This is a genomic window from Streptomyces sp. NPDC000348, from assembly GCF_042898795.1.
Classification (GTDB): domain Bacteria; phylum Actinomycetota; class Actinomycetes; order Streptomycetales; family Streptomycetaceae; genus Streptomyces.
The window spans coordinates 166,014-187,087 of sequence record NZ_JBIAZD010000007.1; the positions used below are offsets into that span (position 1 = coordinate 166,014).

11 protein-coding genes are annotated in these 21,074 nt (G+C 75.1%); 4 read left to right on the forward strand and 7 right to left on the reverse strand.

Translation table 11 applies throughout. The features are described 5' to 3' along the window. Positions 1–58: 58 nt before the first annotated feature. The 5 genes from ACFY3N_RS16350 to ACFY3N_RS16370 form a co-directional block, all read right to left on the reverse strand. A complete protein-coding gene (locus tag ACFY3N_RS16350; protein WP_390817345.1) occupies positions 59–196 on the reverse strand; it encodes a hypothetical protein in 138 nt (45 codons plus the stop codon). 5 nt (positions 197–201) lie between these two features. Next, the gene (locus ACFY3N_RS16355) at positions 202–684 is read right to left on the reverse strand and encodes a DUF3618 domain-containing protein (protein WP_390817346.1); all 483 of its coding nucleotides are present in this window, start codon (positions 682–684) and stop codon (positions 202–204) included. Next, a complete protein-coding gene (locus ACFY3N_RS16360; protein WP_390817519.1) occupies positions 681–1,052 on the reverse strand; it encodes a phage holin family protein in 372 nt (123 codons plus the stop codon). Before ACFY3N_RS16360 ends, ACFY3N_RS16355 begins: the two co-directional genes overlap by 4 nt. Before the next feature lie 220 nt (positions 1,053–1,272). After that, positions 1,273–1,827 carry a phosphatase PAP2 family protein gene (locus ACFY3N_RS16365; protein ID WP_390817347.1) on the reverse strand — a complete coding sequence of 185 codons (555 nt, stop codon included), beginning with the start codon at positions 1,825–1,827 and terminating at the stop codon, positions 1,273–1,275. Positions 1,828–2,158: 331 nt separating this feature from the next. Continuing rightward, positions 2,159–3,445 (reverse strand): helix-turn-helix domain-containing protein, encoded by a 1,287-nt coding sequence (locus tag ACFY3N_RS16370; protein ID WP_390817348.1) that lies wholly within the window; start codon positions 3,443–3,445, stop codon positions 2,159–2,161. Between the two features lie 681 nt (positions 3,446–4,126). Between ACFY3N_RS16370 and ACFY3N_RS16375 the strand changes: the two genes are divergently transcribed. Further along, complete coding sequence (locus tag ACFY3N_RS16375; RefSeq protein WP_390817349.1) at positions 4,127–4,813, forward strand: PAS domain-containing protein; 687 nt, start codon at positions 4,127–4,129, stop codon at positions 4,811–4,813. 101 nt (positions 4,814–4,914) lie between these two features. Here ACFY3N_RS16375 and ACFY3N_RS16380 read toward each other — a convergent pair whose 3' ends face one another. Together ACFY3N_RS16380 and ACFY3N_RS16385 are read right to left on the reverse strand one after the other, a co-directional pair. Then, positions 4,915–5,433: an RNA polymerase sigma factor gene (locus ACFY3N_RS16380; protein WP_390817350.1), complete on the reverse strand. Its 519-nt coding sequence runs from the start codon at positions 5,431–5,433 to the stop codon at positions 4,915–4,917. 60 nt (positions 5,434–5,493) lie between these two features. Continuing rightward, on the reverse strand, positions 5,494–6,813 hold the full coding sequence (locus tag ACFY3N_RS16385) for a condensation domain-containing protein (RefSeq protein WP_390817351.1): 1,320 nt from the start codon (positions 6,811–6,813) through the stop codon (positions 5,494–5,496). Between the two features lie 468 nt (positions 6,814–7,281). Between ACFY3N_RS16385 and ACFY3N_RS16390 the strand changes: the two genes are divergently transcribed. Genes ACFY3N_RS16390 through ccrA form a run of 3 tightly spaced genes read left to right on the forward strand, consistent with a single transcriptional unit; the run spans position 7,282 to position 21,045 of the window. Further along, on the forward strand, positions 7,282–15,912 hold the full coding sequence (locus tag ACFY3N_RS16390) for an amino acid adenylation domain-containing protein (protein ID WP_390817352.1): 8,631 nt from the start codon (positions 7,282–7,284) through the stop codon (positions 15,910–15,912). Continuing rightward, the gene (locus tag ACFY3N_RS16395; protein WP_390817353.1) at positions 15,905–19,819 is read left to right on the forward strand and encodes a type I polyketide synthase; all 3,915 of its coding nucleotides are present in this window, start codon (positions 15,905–15,907) and stop codon (positions 19,817–19,819) included. The genes ACFY3N_RS16390 and ACFY3N_RS16395 overlap by 8 nt, the downstream gene beginning before the upstream one ends. Beyond that, positions 19,816–21,045: a crotonyl-CoA carboxylase/reductase gene (gene ccrA / locus ACFY3N_RS16400; RefSeq protein ID WP_390817354.1), complete on the forward strand. Its 1,230-nt coding sequence runs from the start codon at positions 19,816–19,818 to the stop codon at positions 21,043–21,045. The genes ACFY3N_RS16395 and ccrA overlap by 4 nt, the downstream gene beginning before the upstream one ends. Positions 21,046–21,074: the final 29 nt, after the last annotated feature.

Sequence of the window (21,074 nt, forward strand, 5' to 3'; positions counted from 1 at the left end):
GTCCGTGTCCGGCCGGCCCTCCCGCCTCCGCGTGCCCGTCAGGCGGGCCGGGTTCCGGTCAGGCGGTGGCGTCCGGGGCGTCCCCGGCGTGGCCGGGCATCTTCCACGACCACCCGAACGGCGTTCCCGCGGCCGTGCCGCCGACGGCACCGGGCGCCGGACCGGCCGGCTTGTGGGCGGCCCTGGACGCCTTCACCCGGCTCACCCCTTCCGACGGCGGCGGGCCAGCCACACCACCACCGCCACGCCCGCCGCCAGCAGCAGGGGCTTGCGGTTGTCACGCGCCAGTCGCGTCCCCCGGGCGGTCTTCTGCCGCACCGGCTCGGGCGCCTTGTCCTGCCACATCCGACCGGCCTGTGCCGCCTTCTCCCGGGCCTGCCCGGCGGCCTGTGCGGCCTTTTCCCTGACCGGTTCGGGCAGCCGGTCCTGCACCTGGTGGGCCAGGCCGGCGGCCTTCTCCTTCAGCTCGCCGGCCTTGAGCGCGGCCTGCCCTCTCAGCTCCCCGGCCTTCGCCGCGGCCTGCTCCCTGACCTCGGTGGCCTTCTCCTGGGCGCGCGCCTTGACGTCGGTCTTCGCCGCGAGGGCCCCGACCGTCTCCCCGAGCTCGGCGCGGGTCCGCTCGACCTGCTCGCGCAGTTCCTCCGGGTCGGCGGCGGTGGGCTCGTCGTGGGGCGGCTGGGTCATCGGTGCGCACTCTCCTTGATCTCGGCCACATCGGCCTTCACGTTCTCGACCGTCTGCGCGGGCGCGGGCGGCGAGGCCTGCTCGACCTGCTTCTTTCCACTCATGGCCAGCACCGCGGCGATCACACCCAGTACCGCTGTGACGATCAGTCCGGCCGCCCATACCGGCAGCGCCACCGCCAGTGCGGCGATCACGCTGGCGACCAGTGCCTGCGCCATGAGGAAACCGACGACGCCGGCGCCGCCGAACAGACCACCGCCCTTGCCGTAGAGCTTGCCCTTCTGCTTCATCTCCGCCTGAGCCAGGCGCAGTTCACCGCGCACCAGCTCGGCCAGCTGCTGCGAGGCCCGCTGCACCAGCTCGCTCACCGGTTCCTGGCCGGAGCGGTCGGCGCCCGGGACGGATCCGGCATGGTGCGGCTGCGTACTCGACACGGCGATCACCTCCCATCCTTCTGAGTTCCTGCGGACCGGGCCCCGTCATGCGCCCGGCCGTCTCCGACGACCACGCGAGTACCCCGAACCGACGATTTCAGGACAGGCGATGTGGTCGGTGGCCCTGTGGGATTCCGCCCGTCGCCCCCGGCCCTCAACCGCCGGGCCGATGACGCAGGATCAGGCGCGGAGCGCGGCGGGCGAGCCAGGCGCCGGCCAGCCCGACGACTGCGCCGGCGGCCACGTCGCTCGGGTAGTGGGCGCCACTCTGCACCCGCTCCAGCATCACCATGGCGGCCGGTACCGCACACGCCGCGCCGGCGGCCGGCCACACGGGCGCCACGGCCGCGGTGAAGGCCACCGCGGCGGCGGTGTGCCCGGAGGGGAAGGAGGAGGAGTCGGGGCGGTCATCGACCTCGTCGTGGGGGAACCACTCCTTCGGCGGCCGGGGCCGGTCGGCCAGCTGCTTGCACAGACCGTTCGAGGTCAGCTGCGCGATGACCAGGGCGGCCAGGCCGCCGACCGCCGCCCTGCGGCCGCGCCACCCGCCCAGCCACCCCATCGCGGCGGCGGCGCCGCACCACAGTTTCGAGCTCTCGGCGGCCTCCTCCACCACCGAGAGCACCCTGCCGACGCGGGGCGGGACACGCGAGGCCGTCTGTTTGGTCAGCGACCGGTCGGTGTCGCGCAACTCTGCCTGAAGCTTCATGGCAAGCAGGTATCCCGCAGGTCATCGACCTATTCCCGAGACCATCGGGTCCGGGCCGGAGCGCGCCGGGCGACCCTCGGTCAAGCGCCCGGCGCGTCCGGTCGATTGAGGTTGGGGTACGAGAGGACGATTTCGCCTCTTGTGCGGCGCCGACGCGGCCACCGGCCCACGCCGGCGATCAGCCCCGCCACCAGGGCACGTCCCGTTCCCGTCCTGGAACGTTCCCGTCGGACCGTCGGCGTCGAACGTCGCGGGACGCACGACGACCCCGGCACTCTCCTCCGGCACCCTTCCGATGCCGGATACCGCGGCCGGGTCGGTCACGGCCCCTTCAGGAGCCGGAGGCACCATGCCGTCCGGAGCCGCCCCGCCCCGGTGTCCCCGTCCGTGCCCCGGGGGAGCGGACGTCGGCCAGGGTGGTGGCCAGGGCCTGCCAGATGTGGGCCGACAGGTCGAGGTTCCCGGACTCCGCCGCCTGCCGTCCGAGCCGCTCCAGGGCGGCGATGCCCTCGTCGGCGCGGCCCGTCAGGATCATCAGCCGCCCGTCGAGGACCGACAGCCGGACCCGGTCACGGTAGGAGAGGCGCAGGTCCTCCTCGGTGAGCAGGGCCTCACTGAGGGCCCGGGCATCGTCCAACCGGCCCTGGTGAAAGGCGAGATGGGCCTGGAGCGCCCGCAGTTCCTGGAGCTGCAGAGGGGTGCCGATCAGATGGAGGACGGAGGCCGCCTCGTCCAGCCAGCGCTCGGCGGCGGTCACCCGGGGCGGTGACATCTGCAGCGCGGCGGCGGTGGCGGCGGCCCGCAGCCGGGTCCACAGGGTCAGGTCGTCCTTGCTCTTCAGCAGGCCCAGGGCCGTGTCCAGCCTGGCCCGGGCGGTCGCGTCGTCGCCCTGTCGGGTGCTGACCACGGCGGCCGTCCACAACGCTTCGGCCGCCTGGGCGGCCGTGGCCAGGGGCAGCAGGTCCCGCTCCAGTTCGGCGACGTGCCGGCCGGCCGTCTCCAGCCTGCCGAGTTCCGTCTCGATGCTGATCAGCACCATCAGGGCGGCCAGCGTGTCGGACACGCCCAGCTCGGCGGCGCGGGCGACGGACAGCGCCTCCACGGCCGCCGGTTCCGCCGTGCGCATGTCGCCCAGTGCGCGTGTGCAGCGGGCGTACCGGACGCGCGAGCGGACCCGGAGCTCCGGTGCCTCCAGCAGATCGCTCAGCTCGATGAGTTCCCGCAGCCGCGTGCGCTCCAGCTCGTAGTCGCCGTCGCGGCCGGCGGCGCGGCTCAGCAGCCACAGCGCCTGCCAGCGGGCGGCGGGATCCTCGCCCGCGTCCTCCTCGACCGCGCGGCTGAGAACCGCCGTGTCGTCCGTCCCGGGCGGCGCCGAGGCCACGGCGGCCAGTACCCCGGTCAGGGACCTGCCGTCCGACGGGCCGGTCAGGGCGGACGGGTCGACGCCGAGCCGGTGGGCGAGGTAGGACACGGCGCGTTCGGTGGGACGCCGGTCACCGGACTCCAGGCGTGACAGGTATCCCGTCGACATGCCTTCGCCGACGAGACCGGCCTGGCTCAGGCCCCGTGCCAGCCGGAGTCTCTTCAACCGGCGGCCGAAATGCGGCTGTTCGAGCATCTCCCCCCTCTGGTTCCGTGGCGCGGTCCGCAGGGTCTTCGCGGTGCCCGCCTGCCCGGTCGGGCACGCGGGTTGCCAACACTCTAAGAAGCGCGGCATGGGGCGACAAGCGGTTAAGTGCAGGTCAACCGGCCATTCCCGAGGCGGTGTCCGGTTCCGTGGGGAGGGTTTGGATCGGGGTTCACGCTGCCCGAAAACGGTCCGGTTGAAAGGGAGTTGACAGGTTGTCGAGGTCACCTGGCAAACCCTTGCCAAGGGGGGTGCCGACCCTTAATCTCGAAGGCACCCCCCTGATGCGATCCCCTCTTCGTCATGTGGAGGTTCTTGTGCCGCGCTGCTTCCGACCGGGCCCCTCGCGAAGGCCGGACGCATGGCCCGCCGGTGCGTCCGGTGCCTTCCCTCCGAGGTCGGACACCGAGATCGAATGGCCGTGACAACGTTATCCACGGCAGTCGGGTGCCGGCCGCCCCGCCGCCGCCCCTGCTCACCCTGACCCACCCGGGAGTCCGGCGCCCTTCGCCGGCCGGCCCGGGGCGACGCGGACACCCGGCCCCGGCCACCGACGAGGTGGCGCGCGCCGTCACCGGGCGCTCGCCGACACCCAGGCACAGCGCGTCGGTCCGCTCCGCGTTCGCTCACCCTTCCCAGCCCCCCACGCGCAGGAAGAAGGACGGTACGTCCGTGGCGACCACGAGTTTCCCCGACGCCTCGCCCCGCAGGAAGAAGGCCGCCGCACCGGCTGCCCCCGCCCGCCGCGATCCCACCGGAAGCGGCGCGCCGGACGGTGCCGGCCCGGCGGACGCCTGCACAGCCCACGTGTCCCCCGGGGACCTGGCCGTCACGGCCGCGGACCCCGAATTCGCCCGCCAATTCGGCCTGAGTGTCGACGAGATGAGCGGGTACGGCCTTCTCGACCTTCTCCGTTCACCCGCTCCCGAACGACTGCGGGAACGATTCGCCGCCCTTTCCTCGGGACACTGTCGGCGATTCACGGAAAGGGTGACGGGCCGGGACGGCACCGGCCGGAATTTCCCGGCGGACGTCACCGCGGTCGCCGTCGGGAAACCCTCGGGTGAGATCGTCGGCCTCCTCGTTCTTCTGCGCCGGGCGAAGGACGCGGTCTCCGGCGGCCCCGTGCTCAGCGCCCTCGACGCGCGGGTGCTGGAAGGTGTGGCGAGTGGCGAGTCCACGGTGCAGTTGGCCTCCCGTCTCTATCTGAGCCGTCAGGGAATCGAGTACCGCGTCGGGCAGATGCTGCGGCGCTTCGACGCGCCCAACCGCCCCGCCCTGGTGGCGCGGGCGCACGCGCTCGGGATGTTCGCCGCGGGCCAGTGGCCCCCGCGCGTCCTCCCGGACCGCGTGCGGTAGCGGGGAACGGGGCTCGTCGGGCCCCGGGCGGCAGCCGTGGCGGTGACGCACCGCCACGGCCGCCTTCGTACGGGTCCGGCCCCGGGACGCCGCCGCCGGTCTCACGCCGCCGAGGGCTGCCACGCCTCCTGGAACCGGCGGCGGGCACGGAAGAGACGGGAGCGGACGGTGCCCACGGGCAGGGCGAGCACCTCGGCCATCTCCTCCTCGTTGAGCCCGTAGGCACGCAGGGTGAGGACCTGCCGGTGCGCCTGGGACAGGCGTTCCAGCACGTCGCTGATGTGCACCGCGTCCAGGGGGTTCGTCTCCTGCTGCGACTCCACCTGGGAACAGCAGCGTTCCTCGCCGTAGCGCTTGGCGGTGCGGACGGCCTCGCGGACCGTCACCGAGCGCACCCAGCCGTAGAACGCCGCCGGTTCGCGCAGGGAACCCAGGCCGCGGTAGATGGCGAGCAGCGCCTCCTGCGTGGCGTCGGCGCCGTCGTCATGGGTGATGGACCGGCAGATGCGCGCGACGTACGGCGTGATGCCGGTCAGCAGGTGGTTCATCGCGTGCTCGTCGCCCGCCTGGGCTCGGGGGAGCAGCGTCAGGGGGGAGGGGAGTTCGCTGACGGTGGTCATGACGGGCAGAGGTTCCTTACGGCAGCCGGGCGGGGGTGCGGGAACGGGGAGGGGCCGTGCTCAGCCCGTGGCGGCGCGGGCGTGCCCGGCCTCCGCCGCGGTCGCGAAGCGGAGGAGCCCGGCGCGCACGTCGTCGCGGAACGCCCTCATGAAGGACGGGCTGTAACAGGCGGTGGAGTGCGGGAACTCGATGGAGAGCCGGCCTTCGAAGGAGACGACGCACGCCATGACGGGGCTGCGTCCCGCCTGCGGGAAGTAGTGCTCGCGGGCCGGTACCAGACGCACGTCGACCGCCCGCAGCCCGCTCGGCAGCCGCGGGCCGGGGACGACCCCCATGTTGGTGGCGATCACCGTGGCCAGTTGCAGAGCGGGATGACGGGGGATCTCCGGCGTGATGCGCACCTCGTGGAAGTGGTCGCCGCGGGAGAGGAAGTCGCTCAGGCTGGCGTGCACGGTACGGGCCAGCTCCAGCGGCTCGGAGGACTCGGACACGTCCAGGGTCTGCAGGTGGGTGGTGACCGCGGGCACCGGGGCGGAGGCGGGCAGCGGCGGGGACAGCCGGGAGCGCAGGTCGACGGGGGAGAGGCAGCCGAGGACGCGGGAACCGTCGCCGTCCAGCCGCCGCCGGGCCGTGGCCAGCAGCGTCGCGGCGATCAGGGCGTGCACGGAGACGCCCGAACCGCGCGCCGTCCGGCGCAGCCGCGAGGTGAGGTCCGCGTCCAGGGTCAGTCTGCGGACGTCGATGTGCCCGTCCGGGCCGGTCCCGGGGCCGGCGGCGGACGGGTGCCGCACGTCGTACGGAACCAGCTCGACCGGGCGCCGCCGTGCCTCCTCGAGGCGGCCGTCGAGGTACTTCGCGGTGTCGGCGTCGTCGGCCGGAGGCAGCAGCCGGCTGACGGGCTCGGGCCAGCGCGGCAGGCCGGGTTCGGCGGCCTCTGCCGCCGGCTCCCCGCCGACCAGCGCCCGGTAGCGGTCCCACAGCGCGTTGTGCAGCGCGATGCTGCTGTGGCCGTCGATGACGGTGTGGTCCACCACCAGCACGAACAGGTGGCTCTCGCCGTCCGGCGCGCTGACCAGGACGGCACGGCTCAGCGGGCCCCCGACCGGGAGGGGCCTGTTCAGCTCCGCCGCGTGGGCCTTTGTCCCGTCGCCGGTCCGGGCGACCAGCCGGGGCCGCTCGTCCTCACCCAGCACGCGCAGTACGTGACCCGCGCCGTCCCGCTCGATGCGGGACCGCAGCGGCGGGTGCGCCTCCGTCATGGCGTCGAAGGCGGCGGACAGCGCCGCGACGTCCACGGGTCCGCGCAGGGCGCAGGAGAGAACGGCTCTGCTTCTCTGGCCCACGTAGAGCGTCTCGACCGGACACAGCGCACGGTGCATGCCGTCAGCCTTCTTTCCGTCGTTCGTTCCGGGTCCACGGCCCGGGATCGGTCTGCCGCCGCGGCTGTCCGCGGGGGATGTCAGGGGCCTTTCGAGAGTGCACGGCAAAACGCGCCCGAATCCAGCCGGGAGCCCGGTGCGAGGGGAAGTCGCGTGATTTCCCTAAAAGTTGAACCGGCGCGCGCACTCCCCGGCTCCGCATTCTTCAGGGAAATCCCTGAACCGGCGTCCCGACGACCCGGTTTCCCTTGACCTCGCCGGTTCCGGTGCGCCACCGTGCTGTGCCGTGAAACCGGGGCGGGTGACGTGATCCCCCTGCCCTCGGCGTGCGGCCTCCTTTCCCGCCCTGCGGGCCGGCCCGGCGCGTCCCCACACGCGAGGGCGGCACGGAGCGGTGGCCGCACCCGTCCGATCCGGCCGGGCCTTCGCCGTCCGGGACATTACGGCTTGCCACGTGAGGGTTGTGCTATGTCACTCCAGGAGGACGCACGTCGACCGCTGTCCGGAGCCCAGGAGGGCCTCTGGTACGCCGGACGGCTCGCACCGGACAGCGCCGCGTACAACACCGCGGAGGCCGTGGAGGTCCACGGGCCCCTCGACACCGCCCTGTTCGAGACCGCGCTGCGGCGCACCGTCGAAGAGGCCGACACCTTCGCCCTGCGCTTCGCCGACACCGACGACGGCCCCCGCTGCCACCCCGCGCCGGACGCGGACGGCTGGCCCCTGCACCGGGTCGACGTCAGCGGCGCCCCGGACCCCGAGGCCGCCGCGTGGGCCCACGTCCGCGCCGACCTCGCGACCCCCGCGGACCTGGACAAGGGCCCGCTGTTCGCCCACACCCTGCTGACCCTCGCCCCCGACCGCCACCTCTGGCTGCTGCGGGCCCACCACCTCCTGCTCGACGGCTACAGCTACAAGCTCCTCGGGCGCCGCCTGGCCGAGACGTACAACGCCCTGGCCGAGGGGCGGGAACCGGAGCCCTGCGGCTTCCTGCCGGTGAACCGGCTCCAGGAGGAGGAGGCGGCCTACCGCGCCTCCGAGCGGTACGCCCGCGACCGCGGCCACTGGGCGCGGCGCCTGGCCGGCCTGCCGGAACCCGCCCGGCTCACCTCCCGCACGGCCGCCCCCACCGCGCCCTTCCTGCGCCGCACCGCCGAACTGACGCCCGCCGAGACCGATGCCCTCGACGCCGCCGCGGCCCGCCTCGGCGTCCGGCGCACCGACCTGCTGACCGCCGCCACCGCCGCCTACCTGCACCGCATGACCGGCGCCGGGGACCTGGTGCTGGGCCTGGCCACGATGAGCCGCCTCGGCGGCGCCGCCCTGCGCACCCCCGGCACCGCCTCCGACGTCCTCCCGCTGCGCGTGGCCGCCGCCCCCGGCACCCCCGTCGCGGAACTCGCCCGGGCCGTCGCCGACGAACTGGAGGCCCTGCGCCGCCACCAGCGCTACCGGGGCGAGTTCCTCCGCCGCGACCTGGGCCTGCTGGGCACCGGACGCCGGCTGTACGGGCCGGTGCTCAACATCGTCCCGTTCGACGAGTCCCCGGTCTTCGGCGGGCACCCCACCACCTGGCACCACCTGTCCGGCGGAGCCGTCGACGACCTCCAGATCTCGGTGCGCCCCAGCGCCCGCCCCGGCGGCCTGTGGCTCGCCCTCGACGCCAACCCCGCCCTGTACGAGGAGGACGAACTCGCCCTGCACCGCGACCGGTTCCGCACGGTGCTGCGCCGTCTGGCCGAGGCGGATCCGGCGACACCGCTGGGCGAGCTGGACGTCCTCCTCCCGGGGGAGCACCCCCGTGACACGCCCGTCCGCACCTGTCCGGTCGAGCGGACCCTCACGGAGCTGTTCGAGGAGCGGGCGGCGGCCGGACCCGGGCGGACCGCCGTCAGCTGCGGGGACGAACGGCTCACGTACGCCGCCCTCAACGCCGAGGCCAACCGGCTCGCCCGGCTGCTGACCACGCACGGCGCGGGCCCCGGCCGGGTGGTGGCGCTCGCCCTGGAGCGCGGCGTACGGCTGCTGCCCGCCCTGCTGGCCGTCCTCAAGACCGGCGCCGCCTACCTGCCCCTGGACCCCGGCCAGCCGGCCGAACGGCTGCGGCTGGTCGTCGAGGACGCGGCCCCCGTCGTCCTCGTCACCGAGCGCGCCCACGCCCACCTCGCCCAGGACGCCGTCCCCGCCGTCCTGCTGGACGACCCGCACGTGGCCGAGGAACTCGCCCGCCGCTCCGCCACCGACCTGAGCGACGCCGAACGGCACGGCCCGGTGAGCCCCTCCGACACCGCGTACATCATCCACACCTCCGGCTCCACCGGCCGCCCCAAGGGCGTGCCCGTCCCGCACGCGGGCGTCGTACGCCTCTTCGCCGCGGCGGCCGAGCACTTCGACTTCCGGGCCGACGACGTGTGGACGCTGTTCCACTCCTACGCCTTCGACTTCTCCGTCTGGGAGATCTGGGGCGCCCTGCTGCACGGCGGCCGGGTCGTCGTCGTGCCGTACGCCGTCAGCCGCTCGCCGCGCGAGTTCCTGGAGCTGCTGCACCGCGAGGGCGTGACCGTCCTCAACCAGACGCCGTCCGCGTTCGAGCAGCTCGTCGACGCCGACCTGGAACGGGGCGGTGGCACCGGGGCGTTGCGCTACGTGGTCTTCGGCGGCGAGGCCCTGCGCCCGGCGCGGCTGCGCCCCTGGGCCGAGCGGCACGGTCTGGACCGTCCGGCGCTGGTGAACATGTACGGCATCACCGAGACCACCGTGCACGTCACCCACCACCGCCTCACCCGGGCCGACCTGGACGACCCGCGCCGCGGCAGCGTCATCGGCACCCCGCTCGCCGACCTCCGGGTCCACCTGCTGGACGCCGAGGGGCGTCCGGTGCCGCCCGGCGCGACCGGCGAGATGTACGTCTCCGGCGCCGGCGTCGCCGGCGGCTACCTCAACCGGCCCGAGCAGACCGCCGAACGCTTCCTCGACGACCCCCACGGCCCGCCCGGCACCCGCATGTACCGCTCGGGGGACCTGGCCCGGCGCCGCCCCGACGGCACACTCGACTACCTCGGCCGCGCCGACGCCCAGATCCAGCTGCGCGGCTTCCGCGTCGAGCCCGGCGAGATCGAGGCCGTCCTCGCCGCCCACCCGGGTGTCGCCCGCGCCGCCGTCGTGCCCCGCCGCGCCGGCAACGGCGCCCTGCACCTCATCGCCTACACCGTCGCCTCCGGCGACGCACCGGTGAGCCCGGCCGGGCTGCGCGCCCACGCCGCCGCGCACCTGCCCGAGCACATGGTCCCGGCCGCCTGCGTGCCCCTGGACGCCCTGCCGCTGACCGCGAACGGCAAGCTCGACGTCCAGGCCCTGCCCGACCCCGACTTCACCACCGCCGCGTCCGGCACCCGCCCCGGGACACCGCGGCAGGCCCTGGTGTGCGGCCTGTTCGAGGACGTGCTGAAGCTGCCCCGGGACACCGTGGGCACCGACGTGAACTTCTTCGACCTCGGCGGCGACTCCCTCCTCGCCACCCGTCTGCTGGCCCGCCTGCGGCACGAGACCGGTGCCGAGATCCCCATCACCGCCCTGTTCGAGGAACCGACCCCGGCCGCCCTCGCCGAGCGGCTCGCCGTACCGGCGGACGGCTCCCTGCCCCGCCCGGCCCTCGGCGACGCCGTACGCCCGCAGCGGATCCCGCTGTCGTACGCCCAGGAGCGCATGTGGTTCCTGAACCGGCTCGACGAGTCTGCGGCCACCTACAACATCCCGCTCCTCGTCCCGCTCGGCGCCGACCCCGACACCGACGCGCTGCGGGCGGCCCTCGGCGACCTCGCCGACCGGCACGAGATCCTGCGGACGGTGATCGCCGAGCACGACGGCGTCCCGTACCAGCGGATCCTCCCACCGGGAGGGCTGCGCCCCGTCCTGCGGCACGTCGACTGCCCGGACACGGAGACCGCCGCCCACGTCGCCGCCGCGCTGCGGCACCGCTTCGACCTCACCGCCGAAAGCCCCCTCGCCGTCTGGCTGCTGGGTTCCACCCTGCTGTTCGTCCTGCACCACAGCGCCGCCGACGGCTGGTCGCTGCGCCCCTTCGCCGACGACCTGGGCACCGCCTACGCGGCCCGTCGCGCCGGCCGGGCACCCGACTGGACCCCGCTGCCGGTGCAGTACGCCGACTACGCCCTGTGGCAGCGCGCCCTGCTGGCCCCCGGACCCGACGGCCCGGGCCGGCTGGAAAGGCTCACCGCCCACTGGCGCACGGCGCTGGACGGCCTGCCCGAGGAGTGCACCCTGCCCGGCGACCGGCCGCGCCCCACCACCCCCCGCGGCGGCGGCGCGCACGTCGAACGCGCCATCGACACCGACCTGCACCAAGCCCTGCTGCGCCTCGCCGACCGCGAGGGCGCCAGCCTGTTCATGGTGCTGCACACCGCCGTCAGCGCCCTGCTCACCCGCTGCGGCGCCGGCGAGGACATCGTCCTCGGCACCCCCGTCGCGGGCCGCACCGAATCCGGCCTCGACCCGCTGATCGGCCTGATCACCAACACCCTGGTGCTGCGCGCCGACACCTCCGGCGACCCCGCCTTCCGGGACCTCCTCGCCCGGCTGCGCACCACCGACCTGGCCGCGCTGGACCACCAGGACCTGCCCTTCGACCGGCTGGTGGAGGACCTCAACCCGCCCCGCACACCCGGCCGGCACCCCCTGTTCCAGGTGATGCTGGCCCTGCAGAACAACGCGCCCGCCGTCCTCGAACTCGACGGCACCCGCACCGCGCTGCGGCCCACCGCCACGGGCACCGCCAAGTTCGACCTCTTCGTGGACGTCCTGGAGAACCACACCCCCGAGGGCGCCCCCGACGGGCTGACGCTGCACGTCGAATACGCCACCGACCTCTACGACGCCGCCACCGCCGAGGAGTTCGCCCGCGCGCTGCACGACGTCCTGCGCACCGTGGGCGCCGACCCCGCGGTCCGCCTCGCGGAGCTGCCCGCGCCCCCCGGACGCACCCCCGCCCCGGCCGCGGCCGACCCCGCGGACCTGCGGGACGCGGCCCTGTCCGTGCCCGGCATCCGCGACGCCCACGCCCTGCCCGGCGGCGGCGACACCCCGGCGCGCCTGTACGTGGTGCCCGGACGGCCGGACGCCGCCGAACGCGCCGAGGAACACCTGGGCCGCGCCGGCCACGGCGGCATCCGGGTCACGGCGGTCAACGCACTGCCCCGCGCCGAGGACGGCACCGTCGACGACGCGGCGCTGCGCGCCCTGCCCGCCGTCGACCGCACCGCGGCCGGCACGTGGCGGGAGCGGCTGGCCCAGGTGCCCGGCGTCTCCACGATCGAGGTGACCGTGGAGAACACCCCGGAGGAACTGGAGCGCCGTCACACCGGCCTGCCCGACCGCACCCCCCAGGGCGCCCCCGCCGCCCGCGCGGAGGCGGCCTCCGCCGTCCCGGCCCTGAGCGAGGGCCCCGAGCTCGCCGAGCCGTCCGTGCAGAGCTGGGCCGAGGCCCTGCGCCGCGCCGCCGCACGGGACCGGGGGGACATCGTCCACGTCCACCCCGACGGCAGCGAGCACCGGCGCGGCTACGCGTCCCTGGTCCCCGAGGCCTCCCGCGTCCTGGCGGGCCTGCGCCGGGCCGGCCTGCGCCCGGGCGACCGGGTCGTCCTCCAGTGCGACGTCACCGAGGACTTCCTCGCCGTGCTGTGGGGCTGCGTCCTCGGCGGCTTCGTCGCCGTACCCCTGACCGTTCCCGCCTCCTACGACACCCCCTCGGCGGCCCTGACCAAACTGGAGGGCATCTGGCGGATGCTCGGCCGGCCCTGGATCGTGTGCTCCGCCGGACGGGAGGCCGGGCTGCGCGCCCTCGCCGCCCGGCAGAACTGGCCCGGGCCGCGCATCACCACGGCCGACGCGCTGCGCGAGGCGCCCGAGGACCGCGACTGGCACCCCGCCGGCCCTGACGACCTCCTGCTGATGCTGATGACGTCCGGCAGCACCGGCCTGCCCAAGGCGGTACGGCTCACCCACCGCAACGTGCTGACCCGCTCCGCCGCCACCGAGCAGATGAACGGCCTCGGCGCGGACGACGTCTCCCTGAACTGGATCCCGCTCGACCACGTCACCGGCGTGGTGATGTTCCACCTGCGGGACGTGTACCTGGGCTGCCGCCAGATCCACGCCCCCACCGCCTGGATCCTCGAGGACCCGCTGCGCTGGATGGACCTCGCCGACCGGCACCGGGTGACGGTCACCTGGGCGCCCAACTTCGCCTTCGGGCTCCTCGCCGAGCAGTCCGACCGCTTCACCGGCCGTACCTGGGACCTGTCGCCGATGCGGCTGGTGATGAACGCCGGCGAGGTCGTCGTCGCCTCGGCCGCCCGCCGGTTCCTGCACGCGCTGAAGCCGTTCGGCCTGCCGCAGGACGTGATGCACCCCGGCTGGGGCATGTCCGAGACCTGCTCCGTGGTCACCGACGCCGTCCTGCCCGCCGGGCCGGTCCCGGACGAGGGGACGTTCGTGAGCTGCGGCCTGCCCTACCCGGGGTTCGCCATGCGGATCGTCGACGAGCGGGGCACGGTCCTCACCGAGGGCGAGGCGGGCCGCTTCCAGGTCCGCGGCACCTCGGTGACCGGCGGCTACCACGACAACCCGGCCGCCAACGCGGAGGCGTTCACCGGCGACGGCTGGTTCGACACCGGCGACCTGGCGTTCCTGCGCGACGGCGAGCTGTACATCACCGGCCGCGCCAAGGACGTCATCATCGTCAACGGCGTCAACCACTACAGTCACGAGATCGAGGCGTGCGTCGAGGAGCTTCCGTACGCGGAACGGAGCTTCACCGCCGCGGTCGCGGTGCGCACCGACCCGTCGTCACCCACCGACGAACTCGCCCTGTTCCTGCACCTCACCGAGGAGGCCGCCGCCGACCCGGCCGGCGCCCTGCGGGAGATCGCCGGCAAGGTCACCCGGGAGATCGGCGTCAGCCCGGCCTTCCTCGTCCCCGTGCCGCGGGAGGCCGTCCCCAAGACCGAGATCGGCAAGATCCAGCGCACCAGGCTGCGCAAGGGCTTCGAGGCGGGCGACTTCGACGACGAGGTGCGCCGGACCCAGCTGCTGCTGGGCACCGCGGCCACCGTCCCCGACTGGTTCCTGCGACCGGTGTGGCAACGGGCGGAACCCCCCGGCGCCCGCACGACGACGTCCGGCCGGCACACCCTCGTCCTGGCGGGCGGCGACCCGCGGACCGGCGCCCTCGCGCGACGGCTCGCCGACGCGCTGCGCTCCGCCGGGGGCCTGTGCACGGTGGTCGCGGAGGGAACGTCGTACGCCCGGTCCGACGCCGCGCACTACCGCGTACGGCCCGCCGAGGAATCCGACTACGCCGCGCTGCTGGGCCGGCTGGAGCACGACCGGCGGCCCGTCGACGCCATCGTCCACCTGGACGCACCGTGCGGCACGGCGGGCGCGCAGGCGGCACCGGACGACACGACGGCCGCGGAGCGGCTGCTCGCGTTCGCCCGGGCCCTCACCGCCCGGCCCGGCGGCCCCCGCCCCGTGCACCTGCTGTACGTGTCGGCGGGCGCCCAGGCCGTACGCCCCGGGGACCGCCCCCGCCCGGCCCACGCGACGGCGGGCGCGCTCGTGAAGTCGCTGGCCGAGGAGTACGGCTGGCTGCGCGGCACGCACCTCGACCTCCCCGCCGACGGCGCCACGGACCCGCTGGAGCTCCTGACGGCCGAGGTGACGGCCACCGGGGACGGCGCGGAGGTGGCCTACCGCGACGGGCACCGGTACGTACGCCGTCTCGCCCCCCTGCCCGGCACCCCGGACCGCGCCGAGCCGCCCGCGCACGACGGCTTCACCCTGCTCACCGGGGGCCTGGGCGGCGTCGGCGCCGAGCTCGCCGCCCATCTGCTGCGCACCCCCGGAACCCGGCTGCTCGTCGTCGGACGCACACCGGAGACCGAGGCCGGCGCCCTGCCCCGGCTGCGCGAGCTGGGCGAGGTCCGCTACGCCCGCGCCGACGTCACCGACGAACGCGGCGTACGGGCCGCCGTGGAGGCCGCCGCCGACGCCTGGGGCATGCCCCTGGTGTCGGTGCTGCACCTGGCCGGGACGCTGGTGGAACGTCCCGTGGGCGAACTGGACGCCACCACCTGGCGCCGGGCGCTGGCGGCGAAGGCGCGCGGCGCGTGGACCCTGCACCGGCTCACCGCCGACCACCCGGTCGCCTCCTTCGTCACCTTCTCCTCGGTGAACGGCTTCTTCGGCGGCGCCATGAACGCCGCCTACGCCGCCGCCAACGCCTACCTGGACGCCCTCGCCGTGTACCGCCGGAGCCTCGGCCTGCCCGCGCAGTCCCTGGCCTGGAGCATGTGGCGCGAGCGCGGCATGAGCCGCGGCTACGGACTCACCGCGCTCACCGAGGCCCGCGGCTACCGGCTGCTCGACGCCGGCGCCGCGCTGCGCTCGTTCGATCTGGCCCGCACCCTCGACGAGCCGCACCTGCTGATCGGCGCCGACCGCACCGCCCCCTGGGTCCGCAGCCACGTCGTGGCCCCCGTGCGCCAGACCCGGCGCCTGGCCGCGCGCATCGGCCTGGAGGACGGCACCGACCTGGGCGCCCTGTACCGCGCCGCCGGCGACAGCGCCCGCGCGGTGGGCCTCTCCGACGCGTGGACGCTGCGCTCGGCGGGCACCGCCGCCCGCCCGGACGGGACGGAGGCGGAAGAGGAGGGCCTGCGGCGGCTGGAGAGCCGGATCGCCGACGTGTGGCGCGACGTACTGGGCCGCGACCGAGTGGGCCGGGACGACAACTTCTTCGATCTGGGCGGCAATTCGCTGCTCCTGGTCACCGCCCGGACCGCCGTCGACCGCGTGTTCGGCACCGAGCTGTCGGTCGTCGACCTGTTCGCGCACCCCACCGTCCGGGACCTGGCCCGCCACCTGTCGGCCATCGGCGCCGGCCCGGTGACGGACGCCGGACCGTCACCCCGGCCGGCCACCGGCGACGGCCTGGACCGCGCCAGGGAGCAGGCCCGCCGGCAACGCGCGGCCCGCGCCCGCCGCTCCGTCCGCCAGGGCAAGGACCGCGGCCATGCGTGACCGGACCGACAGCACGCCGCACACCACCGAGCCGGGAGAGGACGAGGCACAGGCCGTGCACGACACCACCGCACCCCACGACGAGGAGTTCCCCGCCGTAGCCGTCATCGGCATGGCGGGCCGCTTCCCCGGCGCCGACGACCTCGACGCCTTCTGGGACAACCTGGCGGCCGGCCGGGAGTCCGTCCGGCCCGTCACCGACGAGGAGTTCCTCGACGCGGGCGGCGACCCGCGCGACCTGGACGACCCGGGCCTGATCCGCATGGCGTCGGTCGTCGAGGGCATCGACCGCTTCGACTCCGGCTTCTTCGGCTACAGCCCCGCCGAGGCCGCCGTCGTCGACCCGCAGCAGCGCCTGCTGCTGGAGACGGCCTACCACGCCCTGGAGGACGCCGGCTGCCTCGGCGGCGACCGTACGGCCGGCGCGTTCGGCGTGTACGCGGGCGCCGGTGACAGCCGCTACTACCCGGCCCACGTGTACCCGCGCTTCGCCGGGCAGCCCGGCTCGGTGGAACTGGTCCACGCGGCCACCGCCAACTCCCTCGGCACGCTCGCCACCCGCGTCTCCTACGAACTCGGCCTCACCGGCCCCGGCGTGTCCCTCCAGACGGCCTGCTCCACCGCGCTGGTCGCCGTGCACACCGCCTGCCAGGACCTGCTGGACCACCGCTGCGACACCGCGCTCGCCGCCGCCGTCTCCCTCAACCCCTCCGCCGTCCTCGGCTACCGCCACGTGCCCGACGGGCCGTTCTCGCCCGACGGCCACTGCCGCGCCTTCGCCGCCGACGCCGCGGGCACCTCCTCCGGCGACGGCGTCGGAGCAGTCGTGCTCAAGCGGCTGGAGGACGCCCTCGCCGACGGCGACCGCATCCGCGCCGTCATCCGCGGCAGCGCCGTCAACAACGACGGCCGCCGCAAGGTCGGCTTCAGCGCCCCCAGCGCCGCCGGACAGACCGAGGTCATCCTCGCCGCACAGGCCCAGGCCGAGGTCGACGCCGGCACCATCGGCCTGATCGAGGCGCACGGCACCGCCACGAAGCTCGGCGACCCGATCGAGGTGTCCGCCCTCACGGAGGCGTTCCGGCACAGTACGCAACGGACCGGGTTCTGCGCGCTCGGCTCGGTCAAGACCAACATCGGCCACCTCGGAGCCGCCGCCGGCATCGCCGGGCTCATCAAGGCGGTCCTGGCCCTGGAGCACCGGCAGATCCCGCCGAGCCTGCACTTCGACCGCCCCAACCCGCTCATCGACTTCGACCGGAGCCCCTTCCGCGTGCCCACCGCCCTGGAGGACTGGCCCGCGGGCGAGCACCCCCGCCGCGCCGCCGTCAGCGCCTTCGGCATCGGCGGCACCAACGCCCACGTCGTCCTGGAGGAGGCCCCGCCCACCCCTCCCGCCGCGCCCCGCCCGCCCGAGGACGGACACCGCCTGGTGCTGCCGCTGTCCGCACGCACCGCCGGAGCCCTGCGCGGCCAGGCCGAGGCACTCGCCCGGCACCTCGAACGCCGGCCGGACCTGCGCCTGGACGACGTGGCCCACTCCCTGCGCACCGACCGGCCCGCGCTGCGCCACCGGCTCACCGTCACGGCGGCCTCCCGCGACGAGGCCCTCGACGCACTGCGCTCCGCCGCCCCCGCCACCCCGCCGCCCCCCGACGACCCGGTCCGCGTGGCGTTCCTGCTGCCCGGCGGCGGCACCCAGTACCCGGGCATGGGAGCGGAGCTGTACCGCGACCGGCCCGTCTACCGCGACACCGTCGACGAGTGCGCCCGCATCCTGCGGCCCGTCCTCGGCACCGACCTGCGCACCGCGCTGTTCGAGGAGGAGCGGCCCGACGACACCTCCGCGTTCCTCGGGCTCGTCGTCACCGAGTACGCCCTGGCCCGCACGCTCATGGAATCGGGCGTGCGCCCCGACGCGCTGATCGGCCACTCGCTCGGCGAGTACACGGCCGCCTGCCTGGCCGGCGTCATCGACCTCACGGACATGCTGCCCCTGGTCACCGAACGCATCCGGCTCATCGCCTCCGCCGGCGGAGCCACCGTCGGCGTCGCCGCCCCCGCCGAGGAGATCCGGCCGCTGCTCGACGACGACCTCTCCCTGGCCGCCGTCAACGGCCCCGGCGCCTGCACCGTCGCCGGGCACCTCGACGCCGTGGCCCGCCTCGAAGCCGAACTGACCCGCCGCGGCGTGCCGTTCCGCCGCCTGCGCATCCCCGTCGCGGCCCACTCCCACGTCCTGGACCCGGTCCTGCCGGCCTACGGGACCCACCTGCGCCAGGTCACCCTGCGTCCGCCGCGCATCCCGTACGTCACCAACGTCACCGGCACCTGGATCACCGACGCCCAGGCCACCTCCGTGCGGCACTGGCTCGACCACACCCGGCGGACCGTGCGCTTCGCCGACGGCATCACCGCCCTGTGGGACCGGCTGCACCCCGTGCTCGTGGAGATCGGGCCGGGCGACACCCTGACCAAGCTCGCCACCGGCCGGCTCACCGACGAGGCACCGGTGACGGTGACCACCATGCGGCACGCCAAGGCCGAGGCGTCCGACGGGTTCGTCCTCGCCGAGGCGCTGGGACGGCTGTGGAGCGCGGGCGTCGACAGCGCCCTGCCCCCGGTGCCGGGCACGCCCCGGCGGGCGCCGCTGCCCCCGTACGCCTTCGAACGCCGGCGCCACTGGATCGACGCACCCGGCGCCCGCGCCACCCCGGACGACGACGCCCCGGCCGCGCGGGCGACCGCTCCCGGCCTCGCCCCCCGGCCCCGGCTCACCACGGAACACGTACCGCCCCGCACCGACCGCGAACGGGAGGTCACCCGGCTCTGGGAGGAGGCCCTCGGCATCGGCGGCATCGGCCTGCACGACAACTTCTTCGACCTCGGCGGCGACTCGATGCGCGCCGTACTGCTGGCGGGCCGGCTGCGCCGGGCCGGAGTCCTCGACGTCCCGGCGGCGACCCTGCTGGCCGCGCCCACGGTGGCCGGGGTCCTCGCCGCCGCGGAGGAACCGGTCGGGACCACGCCGGGGAAGGCCCCGACCGCACTGGGCCCGCTGCTGCCGCTGCGCGCCGAGGGCACCGCCACGCCCTTGTTCTGCGTCCACCCCGGCGCCGGCGTCTCCTGGCGGTACACCGGCCTGCTGCCCCACCTCGGCGGCGACCAGCCCGTCTACGGCATCCAGGCGGCCGGCCTCGACGGCACCACCCCGCCCGCGCCGGATGCCGCCGCCATGGTCGCCCACTACCTCGACCTGATACGCCAGGTGCAGCCGCACGGCCCGTACCGCCTGCTCGGCTGGTCCTACGGCGGCTTCGTCGCCCACGCCCTGGCCTGTGCGCTCCAGCGCGACGGCGAACAGGTCGAACTCCTCGCCATGCTCGACGCACCCCAGCCGCACGGCACCCCCCACGACCCCGGGGCGGCCGAACGCCAGGTCGCGGCCCTGCTGTCGAGGGTGGCCGGTCTCCCCGTCGACCCGGAGGCTCCCGTGGAGACGGTCCTGGACCGGATCGACGCCCGCGTCACGGCCGACGCGTCGAGCGTCCCCGTCACCCGCGCCGAGGCCGCCGCCGTCGCCGCCGTCATGCGCAACAACCTGCGCATCGCGCCCCAGTTCGCCCCCGGCGTCTACCACGGCGACGTGCTGTTCTTCAGCGCCGCCGAGGAGCGGTCCACCGGCTCCCCGGCCGACCTGGCGGTGCTGCCCGGCAAGGCCGACAGCTGGCGGCCCCACGTCGCCGGCACGCTGCACGACCACCAAGTGCCCTGCGGGCACTACGAGATGACCGAGCCCGAGCCGATCGCCCGCATCGGCGAGGCGGTCGCCAAGGCCCTGCACGGCTCCGGCGGCCGGACCTCCACCCCCCTGCCCGAGAACCCGCGTCGAGGAGAACCAGCGTGAGAACGACCCAGGACCTCTACGAACTCGGCGACGCGCCCGAGAGGGGCACCGTCCCGAAGAAGATGTACGCCTCGCTCATCCGCCGCGAGCGCTACGGACAGCCCGTCGACGCCTTCCGGACCGAGGTGGTCGACGTCCCGCCCGTCGGGCGGGGGCAGGTCCTGGTGAAGGTGATGGCCGCCGGGATCAACTACAACAACGTCTGGGCGGCACTGGGCGAACCGCTCGACGTGATCGCCGCCCGGCAGAGGGCGGGCGCCACCGAGGACTTCCACATCGGCGGCTCCGACCTGTCCGGGATCGTCTGGGCGGTCGGCGAGGACGTACGCGGGGTGCGGCTCGGCGACGAGGTCGTCGTCCTCGCCAACCGCTGGGACGAGAAGGCCGAGGACATCCGCCTCGGCGGCGACCCCACCTGGTCCACCAGCCAGCGGGTGTGGGGCTACGAGGAGAACTACGGCTCCTTCGCCCAGTTCGCGGTCGTCGACGACTACATGTGCCACCCCAAGCCCGCCCGGCTGTCCTGGACGGAGGCCGCCTGCTACATGGCGACCGCCGCCACGGCCTACCGCCAGCTCTTCGGCTGGCCGCCGCACACGGTGCGTCCGGGCGACCCGGTGCTGATCTGGGGCGGCGCCGGCGGACTGGGATGCATCGCCATCCAGCTCGTCCGGCACGTCGGCGGCATCCCCGTCGCGGTCGTCTCCAGCGAGGAACGCGGCGAGTTCTGCCTCAAGCTGGGCGCCGAGGGCTGGATCGACCGGCGCCGGTTCGACCACTGGGGGCGGCTGCCGGACACCTCCGACGACGAGGCCATGGGCCGCTGGCTGTCGGGGGCCCGTGCCTTCGGGCGGGCCTTCTGGGACGTGCTCGGCGAGCGCCGCAGCCCGCGCATCGTCCTGGAGCACTCCGGCGCCGACACCATCCCCACGTCCTTGTACCTGTGCGACAACGGCGGCATGGTCGTCCTGTGCGGCGGCACCACCGGCTACAACGGCGACGTCGACCTGCGCTTCCTGTGGATGCGGCAGAAGCGCCTGCAGGGCTCGCACGTCGCCACCGCCCGCGAGGCACGCGAGGTCACCCGGCTGATCGACCAGGGCATCATCGACCCGTGCCTGTCCCGGACCTTCGACTTCGACGAGATCGGCCTCGCCCACCAGCTCATCCACGACAACCGGCACCCCGCGGGGAACATGGCCGCACGCGTCGGCGACCGGGGGTGATTCGCCCCCGGCCAGAGGGGTACCTGCGG